Source organism: Streptomyces spongiae (genome assembly GCF_009377185.1).
Classification (GTDB): Bacteria; Actinomycetota; Actinomycetes; order Streptomycetales; family Streptomycetaceae; genus Streptomyces; species Streptomyces spongiae.
Map to the genome: position 1 here is coordinate 1 of NZ_VJZC01000842.1, position 3,217 is coordinate 3,217.

Consider the following 3,217-nt stretch of genomic DNA (forward strand, 5'->3'; position numbering starts at 1 on the left):
CCTCTCATCACTCCCGCTGGTCACTCCGGTTGATCAGACAACCACGGGTTGCGGCCCCGGTGTCGCCAGCCGGCCCGTACGGTGCAGGCCGTAGAGGGCGGCCGCGCAGGCGCCACCCAGCACGCACAGCGAGATCCAGGGCAGCGCGGGCATCCCCGCCTCCCGGGCGGCGTCGAGCGCCGCGCCGGTCAGCAGGTTCCCGAGCGTGATGCCGATCCCGCAGATGGTGTTGTAGAGCCCGTAGTGCGTGGCGACGAGACGGTCACCGGAGAGCCGGACGATCGTGTCCATCTCGAAGGGGTACGCGATCATCGTGCCGATCGCCAGCAGCAGCGCGGCGAGCGTGGGCGGCACCGCGGCCAGCACCCACAGCCCCGCACCGGACTCCGGTACGGGCACGGCGGTGGCCAGCAGCAGCGGCACGAACGCCACGCCCATCACGGCCAGCCCCCGCGTCAGCGACTGCCCCGGCTCGTACCGGGCCTTGCACCAGGCCGTCACCCTCGTCTGGCAAAGGATCGTGCTCAGCCCGGAGACCGCGAAGAGCACCGCCACCGCCGCGGTACCGAACTGCCCCTCGCCGCCGAGCCGGCGCACCTCCAGCGGCAGCGCCAGATACACCTGGAACGACAGCACGTACGAGCCGATCATGGCGCCGGAGAAGAGCAGGAACGGCCGGTTGGCGAGGATGCCGCGCCACTGGGCGAGCACGCTCTCACGTCCCTCGCCGGCCTGTTCCTTGCGGTCCTTGGCCATGCGGGCGGGCAGGGCGCGGATCTGCACGACGGACAACAGCGCGAAGATCCCGGCCGAGACCAGGCAGGTGATCCGGAAGTCCACCCCCGTCAACACCATGCCCACGAGCGGGCCCAGCAGAATTCCCGCCTGGTAGAAGACGTTGAACAGCGCGAACGCGTCGACCCTGCGCTCCCCCGCGTCCGCCGCGAGATAGGCGCGGACCGCCGGATTGAACAGCGCGCCCGCGAGACCGGTCGCAGCCGACGCAGCGAGCAGCGCGGCCAGCGAGTCCACCAGCCCGAGCGTCGCGAAGCCCACCGTGCGCAGCACACACCCGGCGACGATCAGCGGCTTGTAGCCGAGCCGGTCGGCCAGCGTCCCGCCGACGAGGAACATGCCCTGCTGGCTGAAGTTCCGCACGCCCAGGACGAGCCCGACCAGCCAGCCGGCCAGTCCGAGCGTCCCGGACAGATGGGCGGCCAGGTACGGCATCAGCATGTAGAAGCCGAGGTTGATGGTGAACTGGTTCACCATCAACAGCTGGACGCTGCGCTCGTACGACCGCAACTGCGTGAAGGTCTCCTTCACTTGCCCTCCTCCACGTCCGCAGGCCGCCGCGCCGGCGAGGGCGCGCGCAGGACGAGCGGGTCGACGACGTCCGTGCACCGGGTCCAGCGGACGGCCTCCTTCTCGTCGGCGCGGCCGATGAGCTCCGGTTCCGGGGGCGGGGCCACGTCGAGGAGCCCGTGCCGGGCACAGTACTCGTCGTCGTACACCGTGCCGAGGTAGCGCTGCGGCCCGTCCGGGAAGATCGCCGCGATGCGCGCGTCGGCGGGCATGGTACGGGCCAGCCAGCCCGCCACGAGCGCCACGGCGCCCACGCTCCAGCCGCCGGTGGCGTAGTGCGAGGCCGCCAGCTTCCGGCAGGCCCACACCGCCTCGTGCGGGGCCACCCAGTGGACCTCGCTGAAGCGGTCGTACGCCACGTTGCGCGGATAGATGCTGGAGCCGAGGCCGCGCATCACGCGGGTCCGGGCCGGCTGGCCGAAGATGGTCGAGCCGATGGTGTCTACCCCGACGACGGTGATCTCCGGGTAGAGCTGGCGCAACACCCGGCCGACGCCCGCTGAGTGCCCGCCGGTACCCACACTGCACACGAGGACGTCGATGTGCCCCAGCTCGGAGGCGAGTTCGAGGGCCAGCGGGGTGTACGCGGCCGTGTTGTCGGGGTTGTTGTACTGGTCGGGGCACCAGGAACCGGTGTGCTGCTGGAGCAGTTCGACGACCCGGTCGCGCCGGGCCTGCTGCCAGCCGCCCGTGGGGTGGGGTTCGTCGACGATGTCGACCTCGGCGCCGTAGACACCGAGCAGCCGTGTCATGGACGGTTCCAGGCCGGGGTCGGTGACCAGGGTGACGGGGTGGCGGTGCACGAGTCCGGCCAGGGCGAGGCCCAGGCCGAGGGTGCCGCTGGTGGACTCGATGATCCGGCCGCCGGGGCGCAGATCCCCGCGGGCGCGGGCCCGTTCGACCATGTACAGACCGGGCCGGTCCTTGATGCCGCCGGGGTTGAAGCCCTCCAGCTTCGCCCAGAACCCGCGGCCGGCCGGGGCCAGGGGATCCGACACACGCAGCAGCGGGGTGTCCCCGACCAGCGCCGACAGGGCGGAACGGCTGGGCGCGCCAGGGGTGTTCATGGGGGCGGCGGTGCCTGTGGAGGTGGCAGCGCTCGTGGGCGTGGCCGAGGCGGTGGTCGTGTCCGTGGAAGCGGCCGTACCCGCGTCAAGGGTGGTACTTGCGTTCGTCAGTGACTGCATGTCTGTTCGCTCTCGCTCGATGAATACGCGTGCGTGCTCATCTCGCGCCACGGTCTCGGCGCGGCAGGCTGGTCGGTCCTGTCCGCCGGGTCCGTGGGCGCGGCAGCCGGTGCGGCCGGCTGCGGGCGAGGGGTCTAGATCCGCCAGCGTGAGGTGCGAACGAGCGCCGTCCGTCCCGTACGTGCTCTCCGGCGCCCGCACGGGCGGGGCGGACGGCGCGTCACGGTCGCGAGCACACCGACGAACGGCACCGAACCAACCACGGGGGGCGGCTGCTCTGCCACGGCGGTGGTCGTACGGAGGACTCCGTCCGCCGCGCACTCGTCACCGCCGTGACGGTGATGAGGGCCGTGCGGTGCCTCGCTGCCCGCGACGGACGCGACACTCGCGGGGGCGATGAGGGTGACCAGCGGCGCGGCGGCACGCGGCGGCCCGTGCGTCGCGTCGGAGGAACCGTGTGCGAGCGCGCACAGGCCGATGACCGCGAGCAGGCAGCCGCGCACGAGAGCCATCAGCCGGCGCGACCAGGGCGACGCGCAGGGGGCTCCGCGGGTGGTGCGCGCGGGCATACGGGTGGCGGGTGGCAACGGGGTCCTCCGGGCGCCCGCGCCCTCGGGCACCACGGCGGCTGACGCCATGGCGCGGAGAAGCGGGCGGGGTATGGG

3 protein-coding genes are annotated in these 3,217 nt (G+C 72.5%); all 3 read right to left on the reverse strand.

Annotated features, from left to right (window positions below; genetic code table 11):
- Nucleotides 1-33: 33 nt before the first annotated feature.
- Entirely contained in the window at nt 34-1,326 is a 1,293-nt protein-coding gene (locus tag FNH08_RS47585; protein WP_322726592.1) for an MFS transporter, read from the reverse strand.
- A complete protein-coding gene (locus tag FNH08_RS47590; protein WP_194238863.1) occupies nt 1,323-2,432 on the reverse strand; it encodes a PLP-dependent cysteine synthase family protein in 1,110 nt (369 codons plus the stop codon). The genes FNH08_RS47585 and FNH08_RS47590 overlap by 4 nt, the downstream gene beginning before the upstream one ends.
- Nucleotides 2,433-2,686: 254 nt before the next feature.
- On the reverse strand, nt 2,687-3,217 hold a 531-nt coding region (locus FNH08_RS47595; RefSeq protein WP_228034812.1), incomplete at its 5' end, for a hypothetical protein.

Coding starts and splice junctions, on each gene's coding strand:
- FNH08_RS47590 (WP_194238863.1), bottom strand. CDS start 2,432: ATGAACACCCCTGGCGCGCCCAGCCGTTCCGCCCTGTCGGCGCTGGTC.